The sequence below is a fragment of the Pseudoalteromonas sp. TB51 genome (assembly GCF_000498055.1).
GTDB classification, from domain to species: domain Bacteria; phylum Pseudomonadota; class Gammaproteobacteria; order Enterobacterales; family Alteromonadaceae; genus Pseudoalteromonas; species Pseudoalteromonas atlantica.
In genome coordinates this window covers 1-25,139 of the sequence record NZ_AUTO01000083.1, presented here as the reverse complement: position 1 = coordinate 25,139, position 25,139 = coordinate 1, and the positions used below count along the sequence as shown (strand labels likewise).

18 protein-coding genes and 5 pseudogenes are annotated in these 25,139 nt (G+C 41.6%); 17 read left to right on the top strand and 6 right to left on the bottom strand.

Features of this window, described 5'->3' with window-relative positions; all coding sequences use genetic code 11:
* The 7 genes and pseudogenes from L650_RS0103955 to der all read left to right on the top strand — a co-directional run.
* On the top strand, positions 1–741 hold a 741-nt coding region (locus tag L650_RS0103955; RefSeq protein WP_029772264.1), incomplete at its 5' end, for a LysM peptidoglycan-binding domain-containing protein.
* Complete coding sequence (locus L650_RS0103950) at positions 738–1,634, top strand: RodZ domain-containing protein (RefSeq protein WP_029772263.1); 897 nt, start codon at positions 738–740, stop codon at positions 1,632–1,634. The genes L650_RS0103955 and L650_RS0103950, both read left to right, overlap by 4 nt.
* Before the next feature lie 5 nt (positions 1,635–1,639).
* Positions 1,640–2,758 (top strand): flavodoxin-dependent (E)-4-hydroxy-3-methylbut-2-enyl-diphosphate synthase, encoded by a 1,119-nt coding sequence (gene ispG, locus L650_RS0103945; RefSeq protein WP_029772262.1) that lies wholly within the window; start codon positions 1,640–1,642, stop codon positions 2,756–2,758.
* A gap of 396 nt (positions 2,759–3,154) precedes the next feature.
* Positions 3,155–4,415 (top strand): annotated as a pseudogene (gene hisS / locus L650_RS0103940) (histidine--tRNA ligase).
* A gap of 19 nt (positions 4,416–4,434) precedes the next feature.
* The gene (locus L650_RS0103935) at positions 4,435–5,055 is read left to right on the top strand and encodes a YfgM family protein (protein WP_004586990.1); all 621 of its coding nucleotides are present in this window, start codon (positions 4,435–4,437) and stop codon (positions 5,053–5,055) included.
* Between the two features lie 10 nt (positions 5,056–5,065).
* Positions 5,066–6,244 (top strand): outer membrane protein assembly factor BamB, encoded by a 1,179-nt coding sequence (bamB, locus tag L650_RS0103930; protein ID WP_029772261.1) that lies wholly within the window; start codon positions 5,066–5,068, stop codon positions 6,242–6,244.
* 74 nt (positions 6,245–6,318) lie between these two features.
* Positions 6,319–7,785: a ribosome biogenesis GTPase Der gene (der, locus tag L650_RS0103925; protein WP_004586988.1), complete on the top strand. Its 1,467-nt coding sequence runs from the start codon at positions 6,319–6,321 to the stop codon at positions 7,783–7,785.
* 108 nt (positions 7,786–7,893) lie between these two features.
* On the opposite strand, the pseudogene L650_RS0103920 reads toward der, so the two are convergent.
* Both L650_RS0103920 and L650_RS0103915 read right to left on the bottom strand, forming a co-directional pair.
* Positions 7,894–8,395, bottom strand: a pseudogene (locus L650_RS0103920) (zf-TFIIB domain-containing protein).
* Between the two features lie 39 nt (positions 8,396–8,434).
* Positions 8,435–9,022: a DUF4202 domain-containing protein gene (locus L650_RS0103915; RefSeq protein ID WP_029772260.1), complete on the bottom strand. Its 588-nt coding sequence runs from the start codon at positions 9,020–9,022 to the stop codon at positions 8,435–8,437.
* Positions 9,023–9,239: 217 nt separating this feature from the next.
* Here L650_RS0103915 and L650_RS0103910 point away from each other — a divergent pair, with 217 nt between their 5' ends.
* From L650_RS0103910 to L650_RS0103895, 4 genes and pseudogenes are all read left to right on the top strand, one after another.
* Positions 9,240–10,967: a DUF885 domain-containing protein gene (locus L650_RS0103910; protein ID WP_029772259.1), complete on the top strand. Its 1,728-nt coding sequence runs from the start codon at positions 9,240–9,242 to the stop codon at positions 10,965–10,967.
* A 50-nt stretch (positions 10,968–11,017) separates the two neighbouring features.
* Entirely contained in the window at positions 11,018–11,725 is a 708-nt protein-coding gene (locus tag L650_RS0103905) for a transcriptional regulator (protein ID WP_029772258.1), read from the top strand.
* A 155-nt stretch (positions 11,726–11,880) separates the two neighbouring features.
* Complete coding sequence (locus L650_RS0103900; RefSeq protein ID WP_029772257.1) at positions 11,881–12,219, top strand: hypothetical protein; 339 nt, start codon at positions 11,881–11,883, stop codon at positions 12,217–12,219.
* A 115-nt stretch (positions 12,220–12,334) separates the two neighbouring features.
* Positions 12,335–13,643, top strand: a pseudogene (locus L650_RS0103895) (DASH family cryptochrome).
* Positions 13,644–13,669: 26 nt separating this feature from the next.
* Here the strand turns inward: L650_RS0103895 and L650_RS0103890 are convergent.
* Positions 13,670–14,742: pseudogene (locus L650_RS0103890) on the bottom strand (YeiH family protein).
* 137 nt (positions 14,743–14,879) lie between these two features.
* Between L650_RS0103890 and L650_RS0103885 the strand changes: the two are divergent.
* Positions 14,880–15,768, top strand: a pseudogene (locus L650_RS0103885) (LysR family transcriptional regulator).
* 64 nt (positions 15,769–15,832) lie between these two features.
* Here L650_RS0103885 and L650_RS0103880 read toward each other — a convergent pair.
* Positions 15,833–16,219: a hypothetical protein gene (locus tag L650_RS0103880; RefSeq protein ID WP_128081042.1), complete on the bottom strand. Its 387-nt coding sequence runs from the start codon at positions 16,217–16,219 to the stop codon at positions 15,833–15,835.
* Between the two features lie 213 nt (positions 16,220–16,432).
* Positions 16,433–16,891 (bottom strand): TlpA family protein disulfide reductase, encoded by a 459-nt coding sequence (locus tag L650_RS0103875; RefSeq protein ID WP_029772255.1) that lies wholly within the window; start codon positions 16,889–16,891, stop codon positions 16,433–16,435.
* Positions 16,892–17,019: 128 nt separating this feature from the next.
* Here L650_RS0103875 and L650_RS0103870 point away from each other — a divergent pair, with 128 nt between their 5' ends.
* The 4 genes from L650_RS0103870 (at position 17,020) to L650_RS0103855 (ending at position 22,252) form a co-directional block, all read left to right on the top strand.
* Positions 17,020–19,575, top strand: coding sequence for a CotH kinase family protein (locus tag L650_RS0103870; RefSeq protein WP_029772254.1), 2,556 nt, complete (start codon positions 17,020–17,022; stop codon positions 19,573–19,575).
* A gap of 77 nt (positions 19,576–19,652) precedes the next feature.
* Positions 19,653–20,570 carry a polyphosphate polymerase domain-containing protein gene (locus L650_RS0103865; protein ID WP_029772253.1) on the top strand — a complete coding sequence of 306 codons (918 nt, stop codon included), beginning with the start codon at positions 19,653–19,655 and terminating at the stop codon, positions 20,568–20,570.
* A gap of 1 nt (position 20,571) precedes the next feature.
* The gene (locus L650_RS0103860) at positions 20,572–21,159 is read left to right on the top strand and encodes a DUF4956 domain-containing protein (protein ID WP_029772252.1); all 588 of its coding nucleotides are present in this window, start codon (positions 20,572–20,574) and stop codon (positions 21,157–21,159) included.
* 1 nt (position 21,160) lies between these two features.
* Positions 21,161–22,252, top strand: coding sequence for an OprO/OprP family phosphate-selective porin (locus tag L650_RS0103855; protein ID WP_029772251.1), 1,092 nt, complete (start codon positions 21,161–21,163; stop codon positions 22,250–22,252).
* Between the two features lie 393 nt (positions 22,253–22,645).
* Here L650_RS0103855 and L650_RS0103850 read toward each other — a convergent pair whose 3' ends face one another.
* The gene (locus L650_RS0103850; RefSeq protein ID WP_004586972.1) at positions 22,646–23,527 is read right to left on the bottom strand and encodes an NAD-dependent epimerase/dehydratase family protein; all 882 of its coding nucleotides are present in this window, start codon (positions 23,525–23,527) and stop codon (positions 22,646–22,648) included.
* A gap of 144 nt (positions 23,528–23,671) precedes the next feature.
* Here L650_RS0103850 and L650_RS0103845 point away from each other — a divergent pair, with 144 nt between their 5' ends.
* On the top strand, positions 23,672–24,826 hold the full coding sequence (locus L650_RS0103845; RefSeq protein ID WP_029772239.1) for an IS110 family transposase: 1,155 nt from the start codon (positions 23,672–23,674) through the stop codon (positions 24,824–24,826).
* Positions 24,827–25,139 lie beyond the last annotated feature (313 nt).

Sequence of the window (25,139 nt, the reverse complement as noted above, 5' to 3'; positions counted from 1 at the left end):
CCAACCGTAACAAATACAGCCCAAGTAGCAACTACAACATCTGCGCCTGCAGAATCTAATACAGATACCGCAGCGGTGCTTTTGGCTTTAACAACGGATCACCAAGCGCAACAAACGTCTACACCCACAGCTGAGCCGCCAAAAGCCGTCGCTAAACAAACACCCAAAGATGATGACGAAGTAAAAATAATTTCATTTGGTGCGCCAAAACAAGCTAACTTTAACACCCCACAAAATACACGCCCTGCTGCAAATGGCCCACAAAATACGGGCTTAAATAATTCGGTAGTATTTTATGAGGCTAAAAAAGACAGTGCGGTATTTAGTAATAACCCATACAGCGACAGTAACGACATTACACTAAAAAACTACCAACCAAGTGTAAAACAAGAGCCTCCCATGCTTAATCCAAAAGTACCCCCTTTAAAGGTGCCTTTTCATATTATTGAGTTTGGTGAAAACCTATTTAGCATTTCAGTGCGATACAATGTTAAACTACAAAAACTCCTGCAGTGGAATGGTCTAAAGGAGTCGGATCGTGTTATCAACGGAAGTAAAATTTATTTAAACGATCCTAATATTTATTACGAGATTAAAGCTGGCGATACCCTTTACGACATAGCTACCCAGCGGCATGTATTAATTGATGAATTAATGCGATGGAATAAATTAAGTCCAGATATAGAACTTACACCTGGGCACAGACTATTACTAGTGGATCCAAATTCGTACCTATTATGACAGAAGAAACTACGCAACAAAGCGATGAGCCAAGTGTTGGGCAACTATTAAAAGCGCATAGAGAGCAGGCTAATGTAAGCTTAGAGTCACTTACTGGCCCACTTAAGCTTTCTATTTCTCAGCTGCAACGCTTAGAAAGCGATCAGTACCAAACGTTAGGCCCAATTACCTTTGTAAAAGGCTACATTAAAAACTATTGCCGTGAACTACACGTCGATAGCGCCCCTATATTAGCTAAATTGCCAGCACCGCCCGAGCCTACTAAGCCGGCTAACATGCAAAGCTTTTCGCGCCGCACAGAAAAAGAAGCCCACGACAGCCGCCTAATGCTGGTGAGCTACATTATTTTAGCCATTGTTATTGGCTCATCTGCCTTATGGTTTTGGCAAAATGCTACGCCTATCGATGAGCAAACAAGCACAATCAATATTGAAAATTCAATTTTAGATAACCAGCAAAATAACAACGCGCTAAATAACGAAAGCGAGAACACCTCGCAAATGCAAGCAACACAGGCAGTTGAGCGCACACCGGCTGTAATGCCTATAAGCGCTGAACAAGTCCCCTTAAGTGAAGCCGTTAATGCCACGGCGCCTATTGCCGCTAGCACCCAAACAGCCACTAACGAGCCCGACACGCAAAGTAACACCAGTACAATTAACATGGTGTTTAACGATGAGAGCTGGGTAGAAATACACGATGGCGAAGGTGAGCGCATAGCATTTGGCGTAAAAAAAGCAGGCTATAAAATGGCTGTAAGCGGCACCCCGCCTTTTTCAGTTGTGCTAGGTAAGCACGACGTAGTTAGTGTTTCTCTAAACGGGGAACCAGTTGATATTTCTGGTTATCCTAAAAATCGTTTAGCCAAATTTAAATTACCATTAGCAGAGTAGTCGCTATGTTTTCAGAATCTCCAATTAAACGCAGAAAATCAACCCGCATCAATGTAGGCAACGTGCCTATTGGTGACGGTGCCCCTATTGCCGTGCAGTCGATGACCAATACCGACACCATGGATATAGATGCCACGGTAGCGCAAATCCAAGCAATACAAGATGCCGGTGCCGATATAGTGCGTGTATCTGTACCAACTATGGATGCAGCAGAAGCGTTTAAAAGTATAAAAGAGCAAGTTAGTATACCGCTTGTAGCCGATATTCACTTTGATTACCGCATAGCGTTAAAAGTGGCAAAATACGGCGTAGATTGCCTACGTATAAACCCAGGAAATATAGGCAGTGAAGAGCGTATTAGAGCCGTTGTAGACTCAGCACGCGAGCATAATATCCCTATTCGTATTGGTGTAAATGGCGGCTCATTAGAGCGCGACCTACAAGAAAAATACGGCGAGCCAACTCCCGAGGCATTACTTGAATCAGCAATGCGCCATGTAGATATATTACGCCGCCTTGATTTTGACCAATTTAAAATATCGGTAAAAGCATCAGACGTATTTTTAGCTGTAGGCGCTTATCGTTTACTTGCTAAAGAAATAGATCAACCCCTGCATTTAGGGATCACCGAAGCCGGCGGTATGCGCTCAGGCTCGGTTAAATCGGCTGTAGGTTTAGGCATGTTACTTGCCGAAGGTATTGGCGATACGCTACGTGTATCACTTGCTGCCGACCCAGTTCAAGAAATCAAAGTAGGTTTTGATATTTTAAAATCGCTGCGTATACGCTCTCGCGGAATTAACTTTATTGCCTGCCCTAGCTGCTCACGTCAAGAGTTTGATGTAGTAAGCACCATGAACCAGCTTGAAGAGCGCCTAGAAGATGTTGTTGAGCCAATGTCTGTTTCGGTAATTGGTTGTGTCGTTAACGGCCCAGGCGAAGCCCTAGTTAGTGATATTGGCCTTGCCGGTGCAAACCGCCGCTCAGGTTTATACATTAATGGCGAGCGTCAAAAAGCGCGTATTGATAACAACAACATTGTTGACCAGCTTGAAGGTTACGTGCGCGACTTTATTGCTCAAAAAGAGCAGCAAACACCTATCGACGTTAAAATAGTCGAATAAATACCGTATAAAGCGCCAAACCACGCTGTTTGGCGTTTACCTTTATAGCTAGAGGATACCCAAACGACCCCAAGATACAGAATTCAGCGTTTCACAGGCTCTTAATATTAAGGCGTTACTTTGCAAGAATGGTGATCCCTTTTAAAAAGTAACAACGATGAGAGTAAGTGTCTGTGAACCGCCCAACGGGTTGGTTTAAAAGCGATTTATACTGCGTTATTGATTTTAACAATAGAACCACTATTACTTTCAATCAATGCCTTGCCTAAATCGCTTTTAATTCAAACGACGCTCGCATCATGGGGTCATTTGGGTATATAATGACGGGTCAATTTTTAGCATTCTTGTTGTGTAAGCATTTTTTTATTACACATAAACAGTAATTAGGATTTATCAGTGGCAAAACAAATTCAGGCAGTTCGCGGTATGAACGATTGTCTGCCGGGCGACACGCAAGTTTGGCAGAAAGTAGAAAACATTTTACGCGAGACAGTAGCATCGTTCGGTTATCAAGAAATTCGTTTTCCTATTGTAGAATCAACCGACTTATTTAAACGCTCTATTGGTGAAGTAACCGATATAGTAGAAAAAGAAATGTACACCTTTGCCGATCGTAACGGCGACATGCTAACCCTTCGCCCAGAAGGCACTGCAGTGTGTGTACGTGCAGGTAACCAAAATGGCTTGCTTTATAACCAAGAACAGCGCCTGTGGTACATGGGCCCGATGTTTCGTCATGAGCGCCCTCAAAAAGGCCGCTACCGTCAGTTTCACCAATTTGGTTTAGAAACATTTGGTATTGCCACAGCCGACATAGACGCAGAAGTTATTTTACTTACCGCGCAATTATGGAAAGCATTTGGCATTAACGAACACGTGCGTTTAGAGCTTAACTCGTTAGGCTCTAACGAAGCACGTGCTGATTACCGCGATGCACTCGTTGCCTACCTTGAACAACATACCGACGTGCTTGATGAAGATTCAAAGCGCCGTATGTACTCAAACCCATTACGTGTACTTGATAGCAAAAACCCAGACGTGCAAGCAATCTTAGTGGATGCGCCTAAATTGTCTGAGCATTTAGATGCTGAATCAAAAGAACATTTTGCAAATTTATGTGAACGTTTAGACGCAGCTGGCGTCATATACACGGTTAATGAAAAGTTAGTACGTGGTTTAGACTACTACAACCGCACAGTATTTGAATGGGTAACAGATAGCCTAGGCGCACAAGGTACAGTGTGTGCTGGCGGACGCTACGATGGCTTAGTTGAGCAACTTGGCGGCAAAGCAACGCCCGCAGTTGGTTTTGCTATGGGTCTAGAGCGCTTAGTACTATTACTCCAAGCACTTGAGTGCGTAGGTGACATTCGCCGCAATGCTGATGTATATTTAGCGGCAATGGGCGACAAAGCCAGCGTACAAGCCCNGTAGCGACGTACCCGGTTTACGCGTTATGGTGCATGCTGGCGGCGGTAACTTTAAAAAACAACTAAAACGAGCTGATAAAAGCGATGCACTAGTGGCTGTTATTATTGGCGAAGATGAATTAGAAAAAGGCGTTGTGACCATAAAATATTTACGTGAGCGTAAAGAGCAAGTCACACTAGAATTAGAACAAGCTAAAGCGCTATTAGCTGAGCTTATCAATAGCTAAGCTAACTTAAGAGGTAATAATGGACATTTATTCAACAGAAGAACAACAAGCAGAAGCCATTAAGCGCTTTTTTCGCGAAAACGGTATTTCACTTGCGCTAGGTGTAATTGTAGGTTTAGGCGGCTTATACGGTTGGAAAGCATACAACCAAAACCAAATTACAACTGCTGAGCAAGCGTCTGACGAATATACAACACTTGTACAAAGTGACGATGTACTTGGCGCAGCCGATACATTCATTAAAAACAACCAAGACACAAGTTATGCAACTTTAGCCGCTTTTGTTGCGGCAAAAGACGCTGTTGATGCAAAAAAATTAGACCTTGCTAGCGAAAAACTTAGCTGGATTGTTACAAACGCCCAAAGCGAAGAGCTTAAAGCCATTGCCATTACGCGTTTAGCACGTATTCAACTTGCGCAAAGTAAATTTGACGAAGCCCTAAGTACATTAAACTCGCCACTACCAGAGGCATATAACGCCAATGTAGCTGAGCTAAAAGGCGATATTTACATTGCACAAGGTAATAAAGACCAAGCTCGCACTGCGTATCAAGCAGCTGCCGATGCAGGCGGTTTAACAACAAACCCTTTATTACAAATTAAATTAGACGACCTAGCAGTAACTAGCCCAGCGGCATAAGGTTTTAGGTATGAAAAAAATAACAACAGCAACTCTCGCACTGTGCATGGCAACGCTAATGGGTTGTTCATCAAGTGATGACGAAGACGAGTTAGTACTTCCTGAAATTGTTAATCAATTTGAAACAGACGTAGTGTGGCAAGAGTCGGTTGGCAATGGTGTAGAACACTATTTTTCTCGCTTATCGCCTGCTGTATACAAAGACACTATTTATGTAGCTAGCCGCGAAGGCCAAATTGAAGCGCTTTCGCTTACCAATGGCGACACGTTATGGGAAACCGACGTACGTGAAGATTTATCGTTTTGGCCATGGTCAGATAACGGCACAGCAAAATTATCAGGCGGTATATTACAAGCTTATGGTAAAATTTACGTAGGCTCTGAGCACGGGTTTATTATTGCCCTTGACCGCGAAACGGGTGAAGAAGTATGGCGTAAAAATGTGCCAGGCGAAGCGTTATCAAAACCAGCTGCGGGCGATGGCCTAATTTTTGTTAATTTAGGCTCGGGTAAACTATTAGCGCTGCACCCAGATACAGGCGAAGAACGCTGGAACTTCGAACAAGAAGTACCACCGCTTACATTGCGTGGCCAAAGCTCACCAACAGTTGCAAACGGTGGTGTGTTAGTAGGCTTAGAAACAGGTAAATTAAGTGTACTCATTTCTGAGAGCGGTTATTCAGCATGGAGTGCAGAAATTGCCGTTGCTAAAGGTGCATCAGAATTTGAGCGCTTAGTTGATGTAGACACACAACCAATTATTAGCGGCCCTTACGCTTATGCTATTGCATACAACGGTAACCTAGCAGCGGTAGATATTCGCTCTGGTAATGTTGTATGGAAACGTGAATACAGCAGCTACCGCGAAATAGCGATGGATGCACAAACTATTTACCTAGTAGATAGCGAAGGCGTAATTTACGCATTAGATAAAAATTCAGGTATTGAACGTTGGAGCCAACCCGCTCTACGTGGTTGGTACCTAACAGGCCCTGCAGTTGCAGGTAGCCACTTAGCTTTAGGTGACCAAGAAGGTAACCTACATTGGCTAAACAAAGACACTGGCGAGTTAGTATCTCGTGAAGAATTTGACAGCTCAGGCTTTTTTGTTGAGCCGGTTGTAGCCGACGACAAGCTAATTTTATACACCCGTGATGGTGAAGTTAGTGTGGTAAACACCCCTAACTAACTAGCTAACACTTAAAGGTTTTTTGTAAGGCTTCGCACTGCGAAGCCTTTTGTTGTTTTTTAAAGAGGTAGTTTATGCTTCCCGTGATCGCTCTAGTTGGGCGACCCAATGTGGGCAAATCCACATTATTTAACCGTTTAACACGTACTCGTGATGCACTCGTAGCCGATTTTCCAGGTTTAACACGAGATAGAAAATATGGCCAAGCTAATTACGATGGCTATGAATTTATCGTGGTAGACACGGGTGGTATTGATGGCTCTGAAGAAGGCATCGAAACCGAAATGGCCGACCAGTCGTTACTTGCCATTGAAGAAGCCGATATTGTGTTGTTTTTGGTTGATGCCCGCGTAGGCATGACCGTTGCTGACCAAGCCATTGCTAATCACTTGCGCAAGCAAGAGAAAAAAAGCTTTGTGGTTGCCAACAAAACAGATGGCATTGACGCCGACTCAAACTGTGCAGAATTTTATCAATTATCATTAGGTAATATTCACCATATTGCAGCAGCACATGGGCGTGGTATTACTCAGCTTTTAGAGCACACTTTACAGCCTGTAATTGCAGAGCTTGCAGCACTAGATGAAGACGTTGCTGATGACGATGAAGAGTTAATCGACCTTTATCAAGAAGCTGAAGGCGACGATACAGACCATCAAGCGTTTGCCGATAAACCAGTAAAACTGGCTATTATTGGTCGTCCTAACGTAGGTAAGTCTACACTTACAAACCGTATACTCGGTGAAGAACGTGTAATTGTATACGATATGCCAGGCACCACCCGCGACTCTATTTATATTCCGATGACCCGTAATGACAAAGAATATATTTTAATAGATACCGCAGGTGTTCGTAAGCGTAAAAAAGTAAGCGACGTGGTTGAAAAGTTTTCAGTAATTAAAACGCTTCAAGCCATTGAAGATGCAAACGTTGTATTACTGGTTGTTGATGCTCGCGATGGTATTTCTGATCAAGACTTAAGCTTATTAGGTTTTGCGCTTAACTCAGGTCGTTCATTGGTTATTGCCGTGAACAAATGGGATGGGCTTGATGATTACGTTAAAGATCGCATTAAAACAGAGCTTGATCGCCGTTTAGGTTTTATTGATTTTGCGCGCTTACACTTTATATCTGCACTTCATGGTACAGGTGTTGGCCACTTATTTGAATCGGTAGATGAAGCGTACGAGTCAGCAACTAAACGTATTAGCACCGCAATGCTACGCCGTATTATGGACATGGCGCAGGCCGATCATCAGCCGCCACTTGTTCGTGGTCGTCGTGTTAAGCTTAAATATGCGCATGCCGGTGGTTATAACCCGCCACGTATTGTAATTCACGGTAACCAAGTTCACGATTTACCAGACAGCTACAAACGCTACCTGATGAACTACTACCGTAAAGCACTTAAAATTATGGGCACCCCAATCAAAATTGAATTTAGAGAAGGTGATAACCCATTTGCAGGGCGTACTAACAAAGTAACGCTTTCGCAAAAACGTAAAATACGTGCCTTTGCCAAAGAAAACCGTAATAAATAAATTCGTTAGAGTTAATTTACTACAGAAAAACGGCGTACTTTTTAGTACGCCGTTTTTTTTGCTTTATACCAATTAGCTTAATTCAGTGATTTATTTTGAGGCTTGGTATTAAAGATTAAGTAATGCCAATTGCACCAACCGCTCAACTGTGGTGTCTTGGCTATTTTTAGGCGCTTTGGGGTAATACTTAGATTTTGGCGGCTTAATAGATACAAACCCATGATTGGTGGCCATTTCGTGAGCTAACAGCTTTCGCTCTTTGGGTGTTAGGTGGTTTTCGTGTATTTTTGCAAGCTCGCCGCTATCAAGCCATATGCCAGCGCAACCTGGGCACTCGTCTATCTCAACCACTTTGAGCGGCGAAAAAAAACCGGCGCATCATTACTATGCTTGGGCACTTTGGGCAATTTACTCGCGATGATACATCGCCCTCACCTTCAATGTAATTACTCAAATACTTAATTAGAACCTGACCATGCTTTAACTCAGGCGAGCTAAACTTAAAAATTTGGCTGTTATCAAAAAATACGCCGCCTTGCGCTGACGTAAAAACAGTAATGCCGCCAATTAATAACGGCTCAAGAGAGGTATTTGTGCGTGGGCATAACATTCTAAAATCCTTTTATTTTAATACTTAACTTACACTACTTTACTCAAGCGCTTTATGAATAAGCCCAACAAGCGGCGCTGGCAATGTAATATTACCTGCAAGTACAAACTCATGCGCATCGTCTGACATTTTTTGCCATGTACGGCGAATAATCCCTATCCATTTTTGCTCATCGTAATCAGGCTTACTATTAGCAAACCCGAGCATGTAATGCTCAATAAATACCAGGCTTGCTACGTCTTCTACTAATTGGCTATCAGGGTTACGTTTAATATTTTTTTTAGCAACTGCATCGTACACTCTGTTTTGCTCAGCATCGCTGTATCCAGCTTGCTGCATAAGCGCAACAACACTACTTGCATGAAATATATAAAGAGCACTGCGCCACTGATGATAGCCTTGCTTGTTCATTGCAAAGTCGCTACGCGGCGACTTCCAACGTTGTATATGCTGCCCACGCACTGCAATTTGCATAAGCTCGTCAGCATCAGGCTTAAAGCGACTAAGCATATCGCTCATACGCTGTGAGTATAAATACTCTTTTGGAACACTCTCCCCATTAAATTGCTCACTGTTTGGGTCTTGGTTATTAGCTTCATCAATCAGCGTTATTACTTTATTAAACATGACGGTCATTTTTTATAGTAAGTTTTTATCATTCTAAACGCTGATAAAACAATAAACTAGTGCGCCACGCAGTTATGAAGTGAAATTTGCTCAACCATAATACAAAACCAATAAATACAGGTTGTAAAAGTAAGCGCATTGATTAAGTTAACTTGGTACTATATTGAGCACAAATTAAAATAAAAAAGCGCGACTAACTCGCCAATAACGGATCACTATGTTTAAAAAACGTATTCTAGCTATTTGCTTAGCAGCCACCTCGCTACCAAGCCTTGCCGACAGTAACAGCGATTTAAAAACCATTATTGATAACCACTGGCAAAATGCCAAAGCTGAAAAAATATTTTTTCGAACCGATCCAGACGGTTGGAAACCAAACGGCACATTACCAAATTGGAGCGAGCAAGCCATTGCAAAGCGCCAAGCTTATAACAACAGCGTACTAAAAAGCTTAGCCAACATTGATCCAAAAACGCTCAACAAGGATCAGCTAATGAACTACCGCTTATTTAAATATGAGCGAGAAACCGAGCAGCAAAGCTACCTTTATCAAGATAAGTATTTTCCGGTAAATTTTTTAAGTGGCTGGCATACCTACTTTGCAGAAGCACCCGCTAATATGGCTTTTTTAACAGCTGATGATTACAACGCATTTTTAATCAGCCTTGCCGACTACCCGCGCTTTAATCAGCAAAATATTGATTTAATGAAAGAAGGAATAAAAACAGGATTTACCCATTACTGTAAAACCTTTGAAAATTACAGCCAAAGCATTAGCGCGCACATAGTTAAAACCCCCGAAAACAGCGCCCTTTACGAGCCCTTTACGCGTATACCTAATACCTTTAGTGCAGTGCAAAAATCAAAGTTAAAACAAAAAGCACAAGCCGTAATTAAAGACAAAGTAATTCCTGCGTATCAGCATTTTTACGACTTTTTTGAAAATGACTATATGCCACACTGTAGAGCGCAGCCGGGCATAGCAAGCGTTAAAGGCGGGCTTGACTACTACAAGTACACAGTTAATTACTACACCACAACAAACGCCACACCTAAACAAATACACCAACTAGGTCTTAGAGAAGTCGCGCGTATTAAGGCGCAAATGCAAAATATTATTGATGAAGTAGGCTTTGATGGCACCTATAGTGAGTTTTTAGAATTTTTAGCAACCGATGAGCAATTTTACGCAAAAGACGCGCAAGACTTGCTAGAAAAAACCGCGTTCATCACGCAAAAAATGTATGGTAAATTGCCCACTTACTTTGGCCACTTACCGCGTAACACCTTTACTATTAAAGGCTCAGCAAGTCGTGGTGCGTTTTATATGCCACCACCAGATAACCGCTCACCAGGTACTTATTTTTTAGCCTCAACACCTAAACTGCAGCCTTTATATAATTTAGAAGCACTCAGCCTGCATGAAGCAATCCCTGGGCACCATTTACAAAACGCCATTGCTATGGAGCTAAATGTACCCGAATTTAGACGAACACTTAACCACTCTGCATTTGGCGAAGGTTGGGCACTATACACAGAACGCTTAGGTAAAGAAGCTGGTTTTTATCAAAGCCCGTACAGCGACTTTGGTCGTTTAGGCTACGAAATGTGGCGTGCAGTGCGCTTAGTGGTTGATACCGGTATTCATGCCTTTGGTTGGAGCCGCCAAAAAGCAATTGATTACTTAGCCAGTCATACCGCTTTACCACAAAGTGCGGTGGAGGATCAGATAGATCGTTACATTTCATGGCCAGGCCAAGCGCTCTCGTACAAAATGGGCGAAATAAAAATACGAGAACTACGTGCAAAAGCCGAAAAAGAGCTTGGTACACAATTTGATATACGCAGCTTTCACGACACTGTTATTGGCCAAGGCTCATTGCCTATGGCAGTGCTTCAAGACGTTATAAACGATTGGATAGCAGAGCAAAAATTGGCTATTTAACATTAATGAGGACGGTATTATTTTCCGCCTCTTTCTAAACGGACTTTTTAATGAAACACCTACTTATTTTTATATCATTCATTTTATTTAGCAGCCAAGCTAATGCGTTTTGTTTAGAAGCATCAAACTACATAGAGGGCGTAAAATATGGCGTTTGTGGGGAGCAAACAGATTCAATTTCCCTTACGCCTTATTTTATTATATGGATGCTTTTAAATGTGTTATTTGGGCAAATGCTTAATAAACCAAATGTACACGTGGGGTTTAAGTATTTACTTTTCCTTTGTGCATTTCCACTCAGCCCGCTAGTGCTTTTAATGAATTTAACTGGAATGATGGTATCTCGCGTTTATAAAAAATATTCAAACCCAGCAGCAAATAAAACCCAAACTAACCATGTTTGCGCAGAACCAGTTATTGAAAAGCCGAGTGTTAATCAGCTAACAATTGGCGAGTACACTTTTGACAGTCTGCAGCAGTCCTTAATTAAAGAAGATAACCTCTACACATTAGAGCCTAAATGTATGCAGGTGCTTAGCTACTTAATAGAACAACAGCCAAGAATAGTTAGCCTTGAAGAGTTACACAATAATGTATGGGAGAATCAAATAGTAACCGATACCGCAGTTAGACGAGTTATTAGCAAACTACGTGTAGCCCTTAACGATAACGACACAAAAAACCCCAAATATATAAAGTCTGTAATGAAGCGAGGTTATCAGCTTATAGCGGAAGTAAAAACACAACCTATTGAATAGTAATGACTTATAAAGTTATAACCAAGGTAATACCATGGTTATAACTTTATAATAACTAGTTAATGGCTTTGTTATCGTTATTTTTTGCCAATCGATTTAATTTTGTTTAGGCGCTATAGAGCGACCCATAAAATTAAATAATTAAGGAAGAAAATATGAAACACTTATTACCTCTATTACTAGTATTAATCATAACAGTAATTACATTAAGCCTTATTAACAGCAACGAGTGTATAGAAATAGGTAACGCATCTATTGCCAGTATTTCATTTGGCACTTGTGATTTATCTAACCCTCAATCAAACATATCACCACTTTTAGCTTTATTTTGGTTAGCCATGAGCGTTTGCTTTGCAATTACATTACCTAAATCAACTGTTGCTAATAAGTACAAAATTGCCTTATTTATATTTGGTTTACCACTCACTGTTTTTGTTTATTTAATTGCCTATATATCTGAAAATATACGCCAAGCAACTCAATCTTTTAAGTAAACCTATATGAGCAAGTCACACTTGCTCATCCTTTCTTAATTAAATACAAGTGAAAATCAATCCCTACCCGCTTTTGCTTCGTAAACTTAATGATTACAAATAGCAGAGCATAAGTATGAGCAAACGCATTTTATATTGGCTACAAAACGATTTACGCCTAACCGATAACCCAGTTTTTAGTGACCTTGCTACTAGGCAGTGCGCGCTTGATGTTGTATTTGTTATTAATCCGCACTGGTTTAAAAATAATAACTACCAACAAAAACCTTACGGCATACATAAGCAGCAGTTTTTGATGCAAAGCTTGTACGAGCTACAACAAACACTTATTGAGCGCGGGCAAACCCTGCATGTGCTTGAGGGCGAACCCGTATCGCTTTTAAAAGCGCGTATAAATGAGCAAAATATTGATGAAGTTGTATACAGTGAGCAATTTGGCCTGTACGAGCAGCGCCAAATAAACTTACTCAAAGCACATTGCCCAAATACACAATTTACAGGAACGCAGCAAGACACGCTCTTTAAGCAAAGTGACCTCCCCTTTGATTTAAGCGAATTACCTAAACACTTTACCCCGTTTCGTAAAAAGGTAGAGGCCGCCAATAGCCCCATTACACCTTCTACTTTGCCAAACGGTTTGCTCCCTAAGCCAATAACTTTATGCGCAAAAAAACCTATAGAACGTATAACAAATAAAGGCGTAATGCATGGCGGTCTTAACAGTGCGCAAGCTCATTTAAAACAATACTTTGCAGGCACAATGCCAAGTACTTATAAAACGACTCGCAACGAGCTTGATGGCTTTAACAACACCACCAATTTTAGTACTTGGCTTGCCTTTGGCTGTATAAGTGCAAAACAAGTTTACAAAGCCGTAGAAAATTACGATCAATGCAATACGGCAAACGAGTCTACTTATTGGATTAAATTTGAACTGCTATGGCGAGAGTATTTTAAATGGCACGCACTTAAAGCAGGTAACAGCCTGTTTAGCTTTAAAGGGCAAAAACAAACTAAACCGCTTACTACTTTTACACCTACACGCTTTGCTGCTTGGTGTAACGGCACAACGCCTTACCCGCTTGTAAATGCCATTATGAAAGAACTAAACACTACGGGTTACATTTCAAACCGAGCACGGCAAATTGCAGCAAGCTGTTTAGTAAACGAGCTTGCCCTTGATTGGCGATACGGCGCAGCCTATTTTGAGCAACAATTGATTGATTACGATGTAGCAGCAAACTGGGGCAACTGGCAGTACATAGCCGGTGTGGGGGTTGATCCGCGTGGCGGNCCGCCACTTTAATATACAAAAACAAACGGCGCAGTATGATCCAAATGGTATTTATACCAATAAATGGCACGGGCACAGTAATAAAACACAGCAGCTCGATCACTTAAACGAAGTAGATTGGCCTATTTAAGCCAATCTACCTCCACCAGGTTATATTTAAAACAGCTGCGCAATGCCTATATTAATGGCAAAGCCAGCTAAGGTTAAAAACAAAAATAAACAGCCAGCTAATAGCAGTGGCTTTATACCCGCTTGGCGAATAGCGCCAACGTGGGTACGCAGCCCAAGTGCGACCATGGCAATGGTAAGTAGTATATTGTCAAACCATATAATAGCGCTTGTAGTACCTTGCGGAATAACCGATAACGAATGCACGCCACTTGCCACTATAAATAACACTGCAAACCAAGGGATTGTAATACCCGCTTTTTGCTCGCCGCCCTGTGCGTTTATGTTTGCATGCTTTTTACTTTGCCAAAACGATAAGCCCACTAAAAATGGCGCAAGCATCATTACGCGTAGCATTTTTTCTATCACGGCGGNGCTGCATTGGCACTTACCGCAGTCCCTGCTGCTACCACTTGCGCAACTTCATGAATGGTTGAACCAACAAAAATACCGTACGCATGCTCACTCAGCCCCATGTAATCAAACATAATTGGGTAGGCAAACATACTTAACGTGCCAAACACCACAACCGTTGCTACCGCTACAGATACTTTATGCGCTTGTGCTTTTATAACCGGCTCTGTTGCCATTACCGCTGCGGCGCCACAAATAGAGCTACCCGCACCTATTAGTATGGTTGTTTGTTCATCAAGCTTAAAAACGCGCTTACCTAGCTGTACTGCTAATATAAACGTACCAAGCAGCATTACCACATCGGTTAATAGGCCATGCCAGCCTACACCCGCTACTTGCGCAAAAGTAATTCTAAACCCAAATAAAATAACGCCCGCTTTGAGTAATATACTTTTAGCGTAATCAACGCCTACATCTGTACGCGTAGCAATGCGCGAAAACACACTGTTACCCACAATAATGCCAAGCACAATACCAATTGTTAAGGAGCTAAATTGCGCACTTTGCATTATAGGTAACTTACTTAATGCAACAGATGCCCCCGCTAACACAACCACCAGCAGCATACCTAACCACCAGCGCGTATCGCCGTATTGCTTAGTATTAATACCTATAGGCTGAAAACTATTTTTAATAGCGCTAAGCATAATATTCCCTCACTTAAACCAAGTTGATGTGTTGACTTAATTGTAAGAAAGCTCAAAATATAACTCCAATATATTAAAATCATGATTTGATAACTTAAAGTTATACAGTTTAGTGTTATGCAATTTAAGGTTATACAATGAACTTACATGCGCTTAGGGTGTTTTATACAGTGGCTAAATTGGGTAGCTTTTCAGGCGCAGCCGAAGCGCTTTTTATAAGTCAGCCCGCTGTTTCTAAGGCGCTAAAAGAGCTAGAGCATCAGTTAAATATGCAACTTATTGAACGTGCATCTAAGGGTAAAAAGCTCACCTTAAGTGAAGGTGGACAAGCACTTTTTGATCACGCCCGCAGTATTTTTGCTATCGAAAAAGCCGCCATTGAAGATATTAAATCGCGCACAGGGCTTAAGCGCGGTACATTAGTTATAGGCACCAGCACCACCATTGCCAGTTATTGGCTANCTACCGCCTTATTTAGCCAAATTTTGTGCGCAGTACCAGCATATAAAAGTAGAAGTACAAGTGGCTAATACCGCGCAAATTGAGCACGCATTGCTAGAATGCACTATAGATTTAGCTCTGGTTGAAGGCACACCTACCGAGCCACATATAATAAGTAAGCACTGGCAAAATGATTTAATGAGTGTGGTTATACCGAGCAACTTTAAGCCCACTAAAGACTTAAAAGCATGGTTAAACGAACAGTTTTGGTTATTACGCGAGCCAGGCTCTGGCACGTTAGAAATGTCTGTAAAGTTATTAGCAGAGCATGGCGTACAGGCTGAGCAAAGTATGCAATTAGGCAGCAACGAAGCCATAGCAAGAGCTGTTGCTCAAGGTATGGGGGTCGCTTTATTGCCAAACGTAGTCACAGAGGATTTAGTGCAGCTAGGTAAATTAACGCGCCTGAGCCAAAAAAATAACGAGCAACTCTCTCGGCCTCTTTATCAACTGCATTATAAAGACAGACCGTCTTCGCATGCTGCACAAGCATTCGAAAAAAGCTTGTTTAGATTATGTGAGTAAAATTAGAATTGAGCAGCAAGTGAGTTTGAAAACGGTTGAGTAACATTAATCGCTTGTTGTGGTGTTATCTTAATTTATTATATATAAGCCAACTAGTTAAACCTATAGAAAGTACTAATAAATGAAGAACCAATGTTTCACGATTAAATTCACTAAAAAGACTAAATAAAAAAACAGGAAGTATGCTTAAGATTAAAACTACCGGTAATTTAAATAAATTTAACTTTTGGAGTAATAAGCTAATAGGTAATACGTAAATGAACATTAAAGGATAAAAATAAAATAAACTTCCCATGCCTATTGATACACCAAAACCAACACCTGAAATTAATGAACTAACAGAAGTATAGTTTTCGATACCCGCATAGAAATAACAAAGACCAAGGACTGGTAATGCAATTAATGGACTAAGAATCGCAGCAATCAAATTTTTACGTAGATCTTTAGACATATTAAGAAATGCCACAACGAGCTTGTAGATTAGTTCGTTTTTTATTTGTTTTAATTGATATGCAAACCATAGCTGAATTCCCATTTTTGCTCAGCCAAATGGATCAAACCCGACTTCACGCATTGTAATTTTAAGAGATCACTCATAGCAGTTCACCAGCTACCCATAAATCTATTAGCTAAATCCGTAAGCTCTTATACCCCCAAGCTGAATTCACAAACCCTGCGTTAAATCTTGTGCCAATGTGCCCGTTGGTTTTTCAATTACGCGTACTAACTCTTTGCCATTATCTTTTACTATAAACGTTGGCGTGTATTGCAAGTCGTGCGCTAGTGCTATTCCGGCGTCGTCTTGCTTGTTGTAACCCACGGCCACATATTTAACGCTTGCAAGTTTTACCTTTGATTCATCAAGTAACTTAATAAGCTTTGGTACTTCGCGTTGGCTGTCGTGACACCAAGTGCCAAATAATACAACTAATGCCTTGCCTTCTAGCTTTTGCATTAAGGCTATATCTTGCTCGGTTGGCGTAAATGCGTTGTACTGTTTATTAAACTTATCGTAATCGTTTAATAGTACATCAGTTGTAATATCGCCCGAAAATGGCGCAGTAGCGGCAGTACTTACAAGCGGCATGCTTAACGCGCACAATAAAATTAATTGTTTAAACATAAGGTTAAAGTAACTTTTAAAGTGAGTAATTAAGCTCACTATACTGAATATTACTGAATGTTTACACATTGTTTGCACCTTCTATTTTTATAGTTTGCCCACTTTAATAAAATAATAAGCGTGCATACATGAATATAAAACCTTTTATATTTTATTCAGTTATCGCCTCTACTACATTTTTATATGGCTGTGGCGGTACTGAGCAAACAACCGATAGCAGCACAGAGCAAACTGACTCATCAACAACAACCACCTCAACGGGCTTAGTTATTAACGAAACTGTCGCAAGCCCAAGTGATACCACCTACGACTGGATTGAGCTATACGCCACTGAAGATATAGCCGACCTATCGGTATTTTCACTTGTTGATGATAACGCCGACAGAGAGCCTCAAGCTTTGCCCGCAGTAGCGCTTTCCCAAGGTGAATTTATTGTTATTCAAGCCATTGATGAAACCGACACGCCGCCCGATAGCGGTTATTACGTAACCTTTAAATTAGGTAGCGACGATGCGGTTACGTTATATGAGGACGGCACTGCGGTGTCTGTACTTGATTGGGAAGAAGGTGAAGCCGCTGAAGGCTTTAGTTACGGCTTATACACCGATGGCACCGGCACCGCGCAAACACTAACGCCCACAGAGGGCGCAGCTAATCAAACAGCCGATACCTCTTCACTTGTTACAACTTTAATTGCTGAAGATGCACCACTTCGTATAAACGAAGTAGTAGCAAAAGACAGCAGCGGCGGCGAGGACTGGATAGAGCTTTATGTAACAAGCAGTAGCGATGTTTATTTAGCCGACTACACACTAAGTGATGACAATAACGAGCAATTTGCTCTACCTGATATTACGTTATCGCCTGGTGAGTTTTACCGCATTTACGCAAGCACCGATGATTTAGGCGACCTGCCAAGCGTTGCGTTTAAATTAGGCGCAAGCGATACCGTAAGCCTTTACAGTAACAATGTAATTATAGAGCAGTTATCGTGGAATAAAGGCCAAGCGCTAAGTGGTTACAGCTATGGCCGCTACCCAGATGGCAGCGATGCAACTACAGTACTCACTCCAACAGAGCTTAGCTCAAACAGCCAAGCGACCCACGGGCCACTCGTTATTAACGAAATAGTGGCAAGCGCCGCAGACGACGGCAACGACTGGTTTGAGCTATACAACAACAGCGAAAATACAATTAACTTAGCCAACTACCACGTTATTGATGAAAGCGACGACATAGACCCCGTAACCCTGCCCGACATAGATTTATACGCGGGTGAATACATAACTATTTATGCCACCGATGAAGACCCAGGTACTTACTACGTCCCGTTTAAACTAGGCAAAGAAGACGAGCTAAACTTAATACTCAACGATGAAGTAATTGACTACATTGACTGGGATAAAAGTGATGTAGCCACAGGCTTTAGTTACGGCCTAAGTAGCAGTACAGGCTTTACTCATGCGTTTTTAACACCTACCCCAAGTAGTGAAAATACAGTTGCAATCGCCTTTACACCTACGGCCGTTAATACGCTTTCTATTACAATTAGCGACGAAAACTGGCAAGACATTCTAGATAACCCACTTGATGAGCAGTATCACGAAACCGCTATTACCTTTAATGGGGTAACACTCGATAGCGTGGCTATTCGCACTAAAGGCGGCTCAAGTTTAAGCAGCGTTGCCAACTCTAGTAGCGACCGTTACAGCTTTAAGGTTGATATTAACGAATATGTGTCGGGGCAAAAGTTTTTTGGGCTAAAAAAATTCACACTACAAAACTCGTTTAACGATCCGTCGTACATGCGTGAAGTAATCGCCTACGAGCTAATGGATGAAATGGGCGTGCCAACGCCTGAGCATGCTTACGTTAACTTTTATGTAAACGGCGAACTATTTGGTTTGTACTTAATGGTAGAAGCCGTAGACGGCGAATTTGTAGAAAAACACTTTGCCAACAGTAACGGTGATTTATACAAGCCAGATGGCACAGGCAGCGATTTATTATGGCTAGGTGACGACATACAAAGCTATACCGATATAAACCTGCAAACCAACGAAGACACCACCGATAACGGCGCCTTTATTAACTTTGTAGAATCGCTCGATAAAGGCGAAACCAGCGCCATAGATATAGACACGCTGCTGCGTTATATGTCGGTAAGTACTTCACTGTCTAATTTAGATAGCTACCACGGGCCGCTTGCACATAACTATTATATTTACGATGACGATGGCGTATTTAGCATTTTGCCGTGGGATTTTAACGAGTCATTCGGCACATTTAACATGGATTGTAATAGCGTAGATGTAAGAGAGCTCTACATTGATGAGCCAGTAAGCGGGGCATTAAGCGAGCGTCCATTAATTGCTAATGTATTTGCCGAGCAAAGCCACCTCGATACGTACCACAGTTACTTAACGCAGCTTATTAATGGCTCACTTTCAAGCGACACATTTAACGCACGCGTAAATGAAATAGCCGATTTAATTCGTGAGCACGTACAAAACGACCCAACTAGCTTTTATGGCTCAACCTACTTTGAGCAAAACCTAACCTCTACCACGGGGCAGTTTTACGGCTTAACCTCGTTTATGGAGTACCGCGTAGCAAATATGGCCGCGCAGCTTGATGGCACATTGCCCTCAGCGGGTGATGGCAGCGGATTTTGCGCTAGATAAACAACCCATCCTTGATGCGGTGTCAGCACGCTGGCACTGCACTCTATTACTTTGCAATTTAATAATCTGAGAAAATTATGACAATTCAATCACGTTTTAAGGATGAACTTTTTGAAAAGGATACTTCAATCTCACCAGTAGCAATTACTGCAATAAACACTAAAAATAAGCAGGCTCAGCCTCAAGAGTCAAACGCGCATGGCTCACTAACAAGCTTAATTAACGAGTTGCTTATTCCGTTTGAAGGTTACGGATTAAATGATCTTAATAACGCTAATTTAATGAACCGTGTAGACAGTAAGTTTATGCTGCCACTATCGTTTTTACCTGAGCTACTTACTCATATACAAGGCCAGTACCGTGTACTTGATATACAAGGTAAGCGTTTATTCTCTTATTATAATCAGTACTTTGATACGCCCGAACTTGATTTATATAAAGCGCACCATAACGGTAAGCTTAATCGCTACAAAGTACGCCAAAGGCGCTACGTTGATACCGCCACCGAATACCTAGAAGTAAAACTAAAAAACAACCAAAGCCGCACAGTAAAAACACGTATAAAGCTCGCGCAAACTAACAACCAGCAAGCTAACAGCACGGCGTTTATTAAAGAGCAAATGAAAAACAGCTTTGCACATTTAAACGTAACCCAGCAAAGCGGCTATAACCGCATAGCCCTAGCCAACGAAGAAAAAGCCGAGCGCTTAACGTTTGATTTTAACCTGTGGTACAACACCCCAAAAGGCGATAACAAAATAACACTACCGGGCTTTTTTATTGCCGAGCTTAAACAAAGTAAAAAAACAAAACGCTCGCCATTTTATAAACTTATGAGCAAACACCACATATTCCCTGCCTCGTTTAGTAAATACTGCATTGGCTGTGCTTTGCTTTACCCCGAGCGATTAAAAGTAAACCGCTTTAAACCTGTTTTAGCCCGTTTAAAACACCTTAACCGCACTAACCCGCTTTTACCTTTAGAGAATAATTAAAATGACCAAATTAGATCTTATTTTTCTTTCCCGCTTTTTAGTAAACATCCTATCGCTGGCTGTACTTTGCTATGGCTGTTACTTTCGCGTAAGTAAAAATGCAGTGGTAGCAGGCTCGTTTATTTTATTTGGCGTAGGCGTTTTTATTATTACCTTTTTGCTGCACGGCGTTGATATGTCGATGGAATTTGCATTCGGCCTATTTGCCGTATTTACCATGCTAAGGTACCGCACTGAGTCTATTTCGATTAAAGAAATGACCTACTTATTCCTTGTTACTGCCATTGCTTTACTGACCTCTGTAGGGCAAATGAGCCTAATTGAGCTAAGTATTCTTAATGGCATTATTTGCTTAATTGCCTTTTTGATTGACTCAAGCGTATTTGTAAAACGCTACGAAGTACAAAGCGTTTGCTACGAGCGCATAGAAAACATAACCCCACAAAACCAAGCCATTCTCATCAATGATTTAAAACAGCGCACAGGCCTTAACGTCGTTGCTGTAGATATAGAACACATCGACTTTTTAAGAGACGTAGCGCAACTAAAAGTAAGTTACTTAGCCGAAAAACAAACAAAGGCAGCCTAACATGACCTCTAAACAAACGATTACTTATGCGGCACTTTCAGCTCTTTGCCTTGTTAGTAACGCAAGCTTTGCCAAAATTAACGACGACATAGGCCTAAGCGGCTATATCATGCTCGACTACAACAAATTTGATACCTCATTGTTAGAGGGGCAATACAACAGCAATAGCTCAGAAAGTACCTCTGAAATACGCCGCGCTCGCCTAAGTTTTAAATCAGACATAAGCAAAGACTGGAAAAGTAAATTTCAGCTTGGCTTTGCCGATGGCGAAACCGAAATAAAAGACGCCTATTTAGAATACTCTGGCTGGAAATTTGCCGATTTAACAATAGGTCAGCAAAAAGAAGGCTTTGGCCTAGAAAAACTAACCAGCTCTCGTAATTTATTAATGCTTGAGCGCAGCATGATAAGCGAAGCGTTTTCACCAGGGCGTAGTTTAGGTATTAGCCTATCGGGAGACATAGCCTCAGTAAATTGGCAACTAGGTTATTACAAGCCCGACGAAGACGAAGCAACGTCTGCTATTACAGGGCGTTTAGCTTGGGTGCCGTGGCAGCAAAAAACTAACTTGTTGCACCTTGGCGTTGCATTTAGTGAGAGGCAATACGATGGCAATGAATTTAGAGTAAATGAACCACTTGAAGTTTATACCGCCGACTCATTAATAGAAGGCGATAAAATTAATGCCGATAGCCTCTCGCAACAAGGCGTAGAGCTACTATGGCTTAAAAACAGATTCACCATGATGGCCGAGTGGCAACAAGCACAAGTAACCAGTATTGAAAATACAACTAACGATTACGAAGGCGGCTATTTGCAATTTGGTTATCAGCTATCAGGCGGATACCGCAAGTATAAAAACGCAAAACTAGGCGCAAGCTCAGAGCCAGGCTGGGAACTTACAGGCCGCTACAGCCTACTTAAGCTCAAGCAAGAAAACCAAGACGCAAAAACCTACACCCTTGGTGTTAACTACACCGTAAACAAAAACATAAAGTTTATGGCCGACTACATTAAAGCCGACTACTTTGAAGCAGGCGGTACTATCACATCGGGCAATGCAATCTCATTAAGGCTGCAGTATTCGTTTTAATACATTTGGTGTTTAGTCGGTTAGCCTAAAACCACAAAGCCCTGTGCTAAACGTTACGTTTAACACAGGGCTTATTTTAATAGAGCTGTTATAAACTCTCTAAAGGTAACTTATCAGGCTTGTACTTATTCCACTAATTACAGTAAGGGATTTAAGTTTACCTGTTCACTAATTAATATCGTTCAATAAAAATGAACACCAGCATTTAGTGAACAAAATATGGACAATGGCTAATACAGGCAGCTATCGAAAAACTAAACTTGCAAACGAGTTTAGGCACAAAGTATGAAACTTTTAAAAAAGAGTGTACTGAGGGCGAACTCGCTTTGCCTAATGTTAAAAGCAATGCATAGTAAAAACGCTGCCCATGCCGAATCACTCTTAATTACTTTGTTAGCTGCGTTTCAAAATTGGCAATACTTCAGGTATTTCAGTATCTAGCATTTCCAAAACGCTTTTAAAACCATGTATAGGTGACCACCCTAATTTGTCACATGCAGATGATGAATCATATACGCGATCTAAGCTTTGAGGTAGTTGCCAATTTCTTTGTTTAAATGCCAGCGCGATGTCAGGACATTGACGCTCGATGACAGATGCTGCATCAGTATATAGAGCTTCACAATCAGAAAGTTGAAAAGGTGTAGCGCCTGAGATTATAAAACGATTAAAACCACTTAAGCGTTTTTCCACAGAACATAAATGAGCGTTTGCTACATCACGAGCATCTATGCCACGAGTAAGGCGAAATACTGCCATTAAATCCGCAGGTTCAGGAAAACATCTCGACATTTGCAGCACAGTAACTGGAAGCTGAAACAACTTTGAAATTTCTTCTAGCTTAGCTTCAGCCGCAATTTTACTTTTATGATAAATCGACTTGGGTTGAGGAGTAACGTCTTCATTTATCCAACCTGCAATACCTTTAGGTGTTGAAGCATAGCCGTACAATGCAGTAGTGCTGGTAAAAATAAAGTGCTTAATACCTGCTTTTAATCCAGCCAGAGCGAGTTTCTCGGTCGCGTCTACGTTGATAGACTGAAACTCTGAATCAGGTACTAAACCAACATGTGGAGCGTGAAGAGCCGCTGTATGAATGATGACATCAACATTTTTAAGAGCCCGATCAATCAGATCACTATCAAGAATATCACCAATGTAATCGGCTGTTGAGCAAGGCGTTTTATCAATGCCGACCACGTCATGGGTGCGCATTAATTTAATATAGATTGCACGCCCGACTCTACCAGCAGAGCCTGTTACTAAAATTCTCATCAAAACACCTTACTAATGATTGACCTCAAAGCAGCTAGACATAATGACTCCCACACGGTGTTAGCCTCCGCTTTTCGTGGGTTAGCTTAATTCAAAGCCAGAGCCATAATTAGTTTGTCAATTAACTAAACAGCAGAGGCTAACATGAATAAACATAGCATACTTTTTATCGGTCTTGATACACATAAAGAATTCAATGAAGTCGCCTATATTGAAGAACATAGAGGTGCGCAACCTGTTCATCTTGGCCGAGTTTCGTCTTCCAAAGTGGCCGTTCAAAAGCTTGTTCGTCAGTTCGAATCGAAATACTCTGGCGCAACACTTCATTTTGTTTATGAAGCAGGCCCATGTGGTTATTGGATTTACAGGTTAATTACCAGCCTCGGCCATTGCTGTTACGTGGTGGCGCCCTCTCTTATTCCTAAAAAACCTGGTGAGAAGATTAAAACCGATAAACGTGATGCTCTTAAGCTTGCTAAATTACTTAAGTCTGAAGATTTAACACCTATCTATGTTCCCGAGCCTGAAGATGAAGCTGTACGCGATTTATCTCGTGCACGCGAAGTGGCAATGAAGGACTTAAAAGATGCCAAATATCAATTAAAGGCGCTGTTGCTTCGCAATAATATCAATTATAAAGGCACTGCGAATTGGTCACAAAAACATTTACGTTGGCTCACTGAGATTGTGCTGCCACACCCCGCTCAGCACATCGTCTTACAAGAATTTTTACACACAATTACCGAACGAATAAGCCGACTTGAACGGCTAGACAATGAACTAACACACCACGTTCACCAGTGGCGTTATTATCCTGTTGTCAAAGCAATACAAGCTATGCGTGGTGTCCGTTTGTTGGTCGCCACTGGCGTTGTTGCTGAGCTTGGCGATTTATCGCGTTTCGACCATCCCCGTAAATTAATGAGTTATCTCGGTCTTGTACCCAGTGAACACTCGAGTGGTGGCAAACGCCATATTGGCGCCATCACAAAATGCGGAAATGGCCGAGCAAGACGCCTTCTTGTGGAAGGTGCACACACTTATCGGTATGCGGCAAATATATCAACAGATATGCAAAAACGACAAGAAGGCTTACCAAAGGACATTATTGATATTGCGTGGAAAGCACAGATTAGGCTCTGCAAACGCTATAAAAAAATGATAGCCAAAGGGAAACACTACAATCTGGTTGTTACCGCCATTGCCCGAGAAATGATTGCGTACATATGGGCTATTGCAAAAGAAGTGGTGCTTACGCCAGTGAATACAAAACTTAGATTGGCAAGAGTACCCGCATGATAAACGTATTAGAGTTAATGCATGGGATCAAGCATCGGGTGTGGCACAACCACCGACGGCGTTAGGATGGCAGTGCAGCTAACGCTGCATTGAACCACGAACATAGACTGAAGACAGGTGCCACGACGAAATAAGTAAGGTCTGCTCTGTTACTAGAAATAGTAATAACCAACGAATATCAGCAAGATAACCGACGACATTACTTGCTTCATCCTATGTATTAACTCGCTCTAATTCGAGCTAAAGTAATTATGGCTTAAAAAGTTAGGCAGGGATCAGTGCGTTTAACTTGACAGTGGGAGTCATACCAACG

Bases quoted from the DNA above. Each gene is read 5' to 3' on its own strand.
- L650_RS0103845 (WP_029772239.1), top strand. From the start codon at position 23,672: ATGAATAAACATAGCATACTTTTTATCGGTCTTGATACACATAAAGAA.
- L650_RS0103935 (WP_004586990.1), top strand. From the start codon at position 4,435: ATGGACATTTATTCAACAGAAGAACAACAAGCAGAAGCCATTAAGCGC.
- L650_RS0103865 (WP_029772253.1), top strand. From the start codon at position 19,653: ATGACAATTCAATCACGTTTTAAGGATGAACTTTTTGAAAAGGATACT.
- L650_RS0103850 (WP_004586972.1), bottom strand. From the start codon at position 23,527: ATGAGAATTTTAGTAACAGGCTCTGCTGGTAGAGTCGGGCGTGCAATC.
- L650_RS0103870 (WP_029772254.1), top strand. From the start codon at position 17,020: ATGAATATAAAACCTTTTATATTTTATTCAGTTATCGCCTCTACTACA.
- L650_RS0103910 (WP_029772259.1), top strand. From the start codon at position 9,240: ATGTTTAAAAAACGTATTCTAGCTATTTGCTTAGCAGCCACCTCGCTA.
- L650_RS0103880 (WP_128081042.1), bottom strand. From the start codon at position 16,219: ATGTCTAAAGATCTACGTAAAAATTTGATTGCTGCGATTCTTAGTCCA.
- L650_RS0103905 (WP_029772258.1), top strand. From the start codon at position 11,018: ATGAAACACCTACTTATTTTTATATCATTCATTTTATTTAGCAGCCAA.
- der (WP_004586988.1), top strand. From the start codon at position 6,319: ATGCTTCCCGTGATCGCTCTAGTTGGGCGACCCAATGTGGGCAAATCC.
- bamB (WP_029772261.1), top strand. From the start codon at position 5,066: ATGAAAAAAATAACAACAGCAACTCTCGCACTGTGCATGGCAACGCTA.
- L650_RS0103860 (WP_029772252.1), top strand. From the start codon at position 20,572: ATGACCAAATTAGATCTTATTTTTCTTTCCCGCTTTTTAGTAAACATC.
- L650_RS0103875 (WP_029772255.1), bottom strand. From the start codon at position 16,891: ATGTTTAAACAATTAATTTTATTGTGCGCGTTAAGCATGCCGCTTGTA.
- L650_RS0103855 (WP_029772251.1), top strand. From the start codon at position 21,161: ATGACCTCTAAACAAACGATTACTTATGCGGCACTTTCAGCTCTTTGC.
- ispG (WP_029772262.1), top strand. From the start codon at position 1,640: ATGTTTTCAGAATCTCCAATTAAACGCAGAAAATCAACCCGCATCAAT.
- L650_RS0103950 (WP_029772263.1), top strand. From the start codon at position 738: ATGACAGAAGAAACTACGCAACAAAGCGATGAGCCAAGTGTTGGGCAA.
- L650_RS0103900 (WP_029772257.1), top strand. From the start codon at position 11,881: ATGAAACACTTATTACCTCTATTACTAGTATTAATCATAACAGTAATT.
- L650_RS0103915 (WP_029772260.1), bottom strand. From the start codon at position 9,022: ATGTTTAATAAAGTAATAACGCTGATTGATGAAGCTAATAACCAAGAC.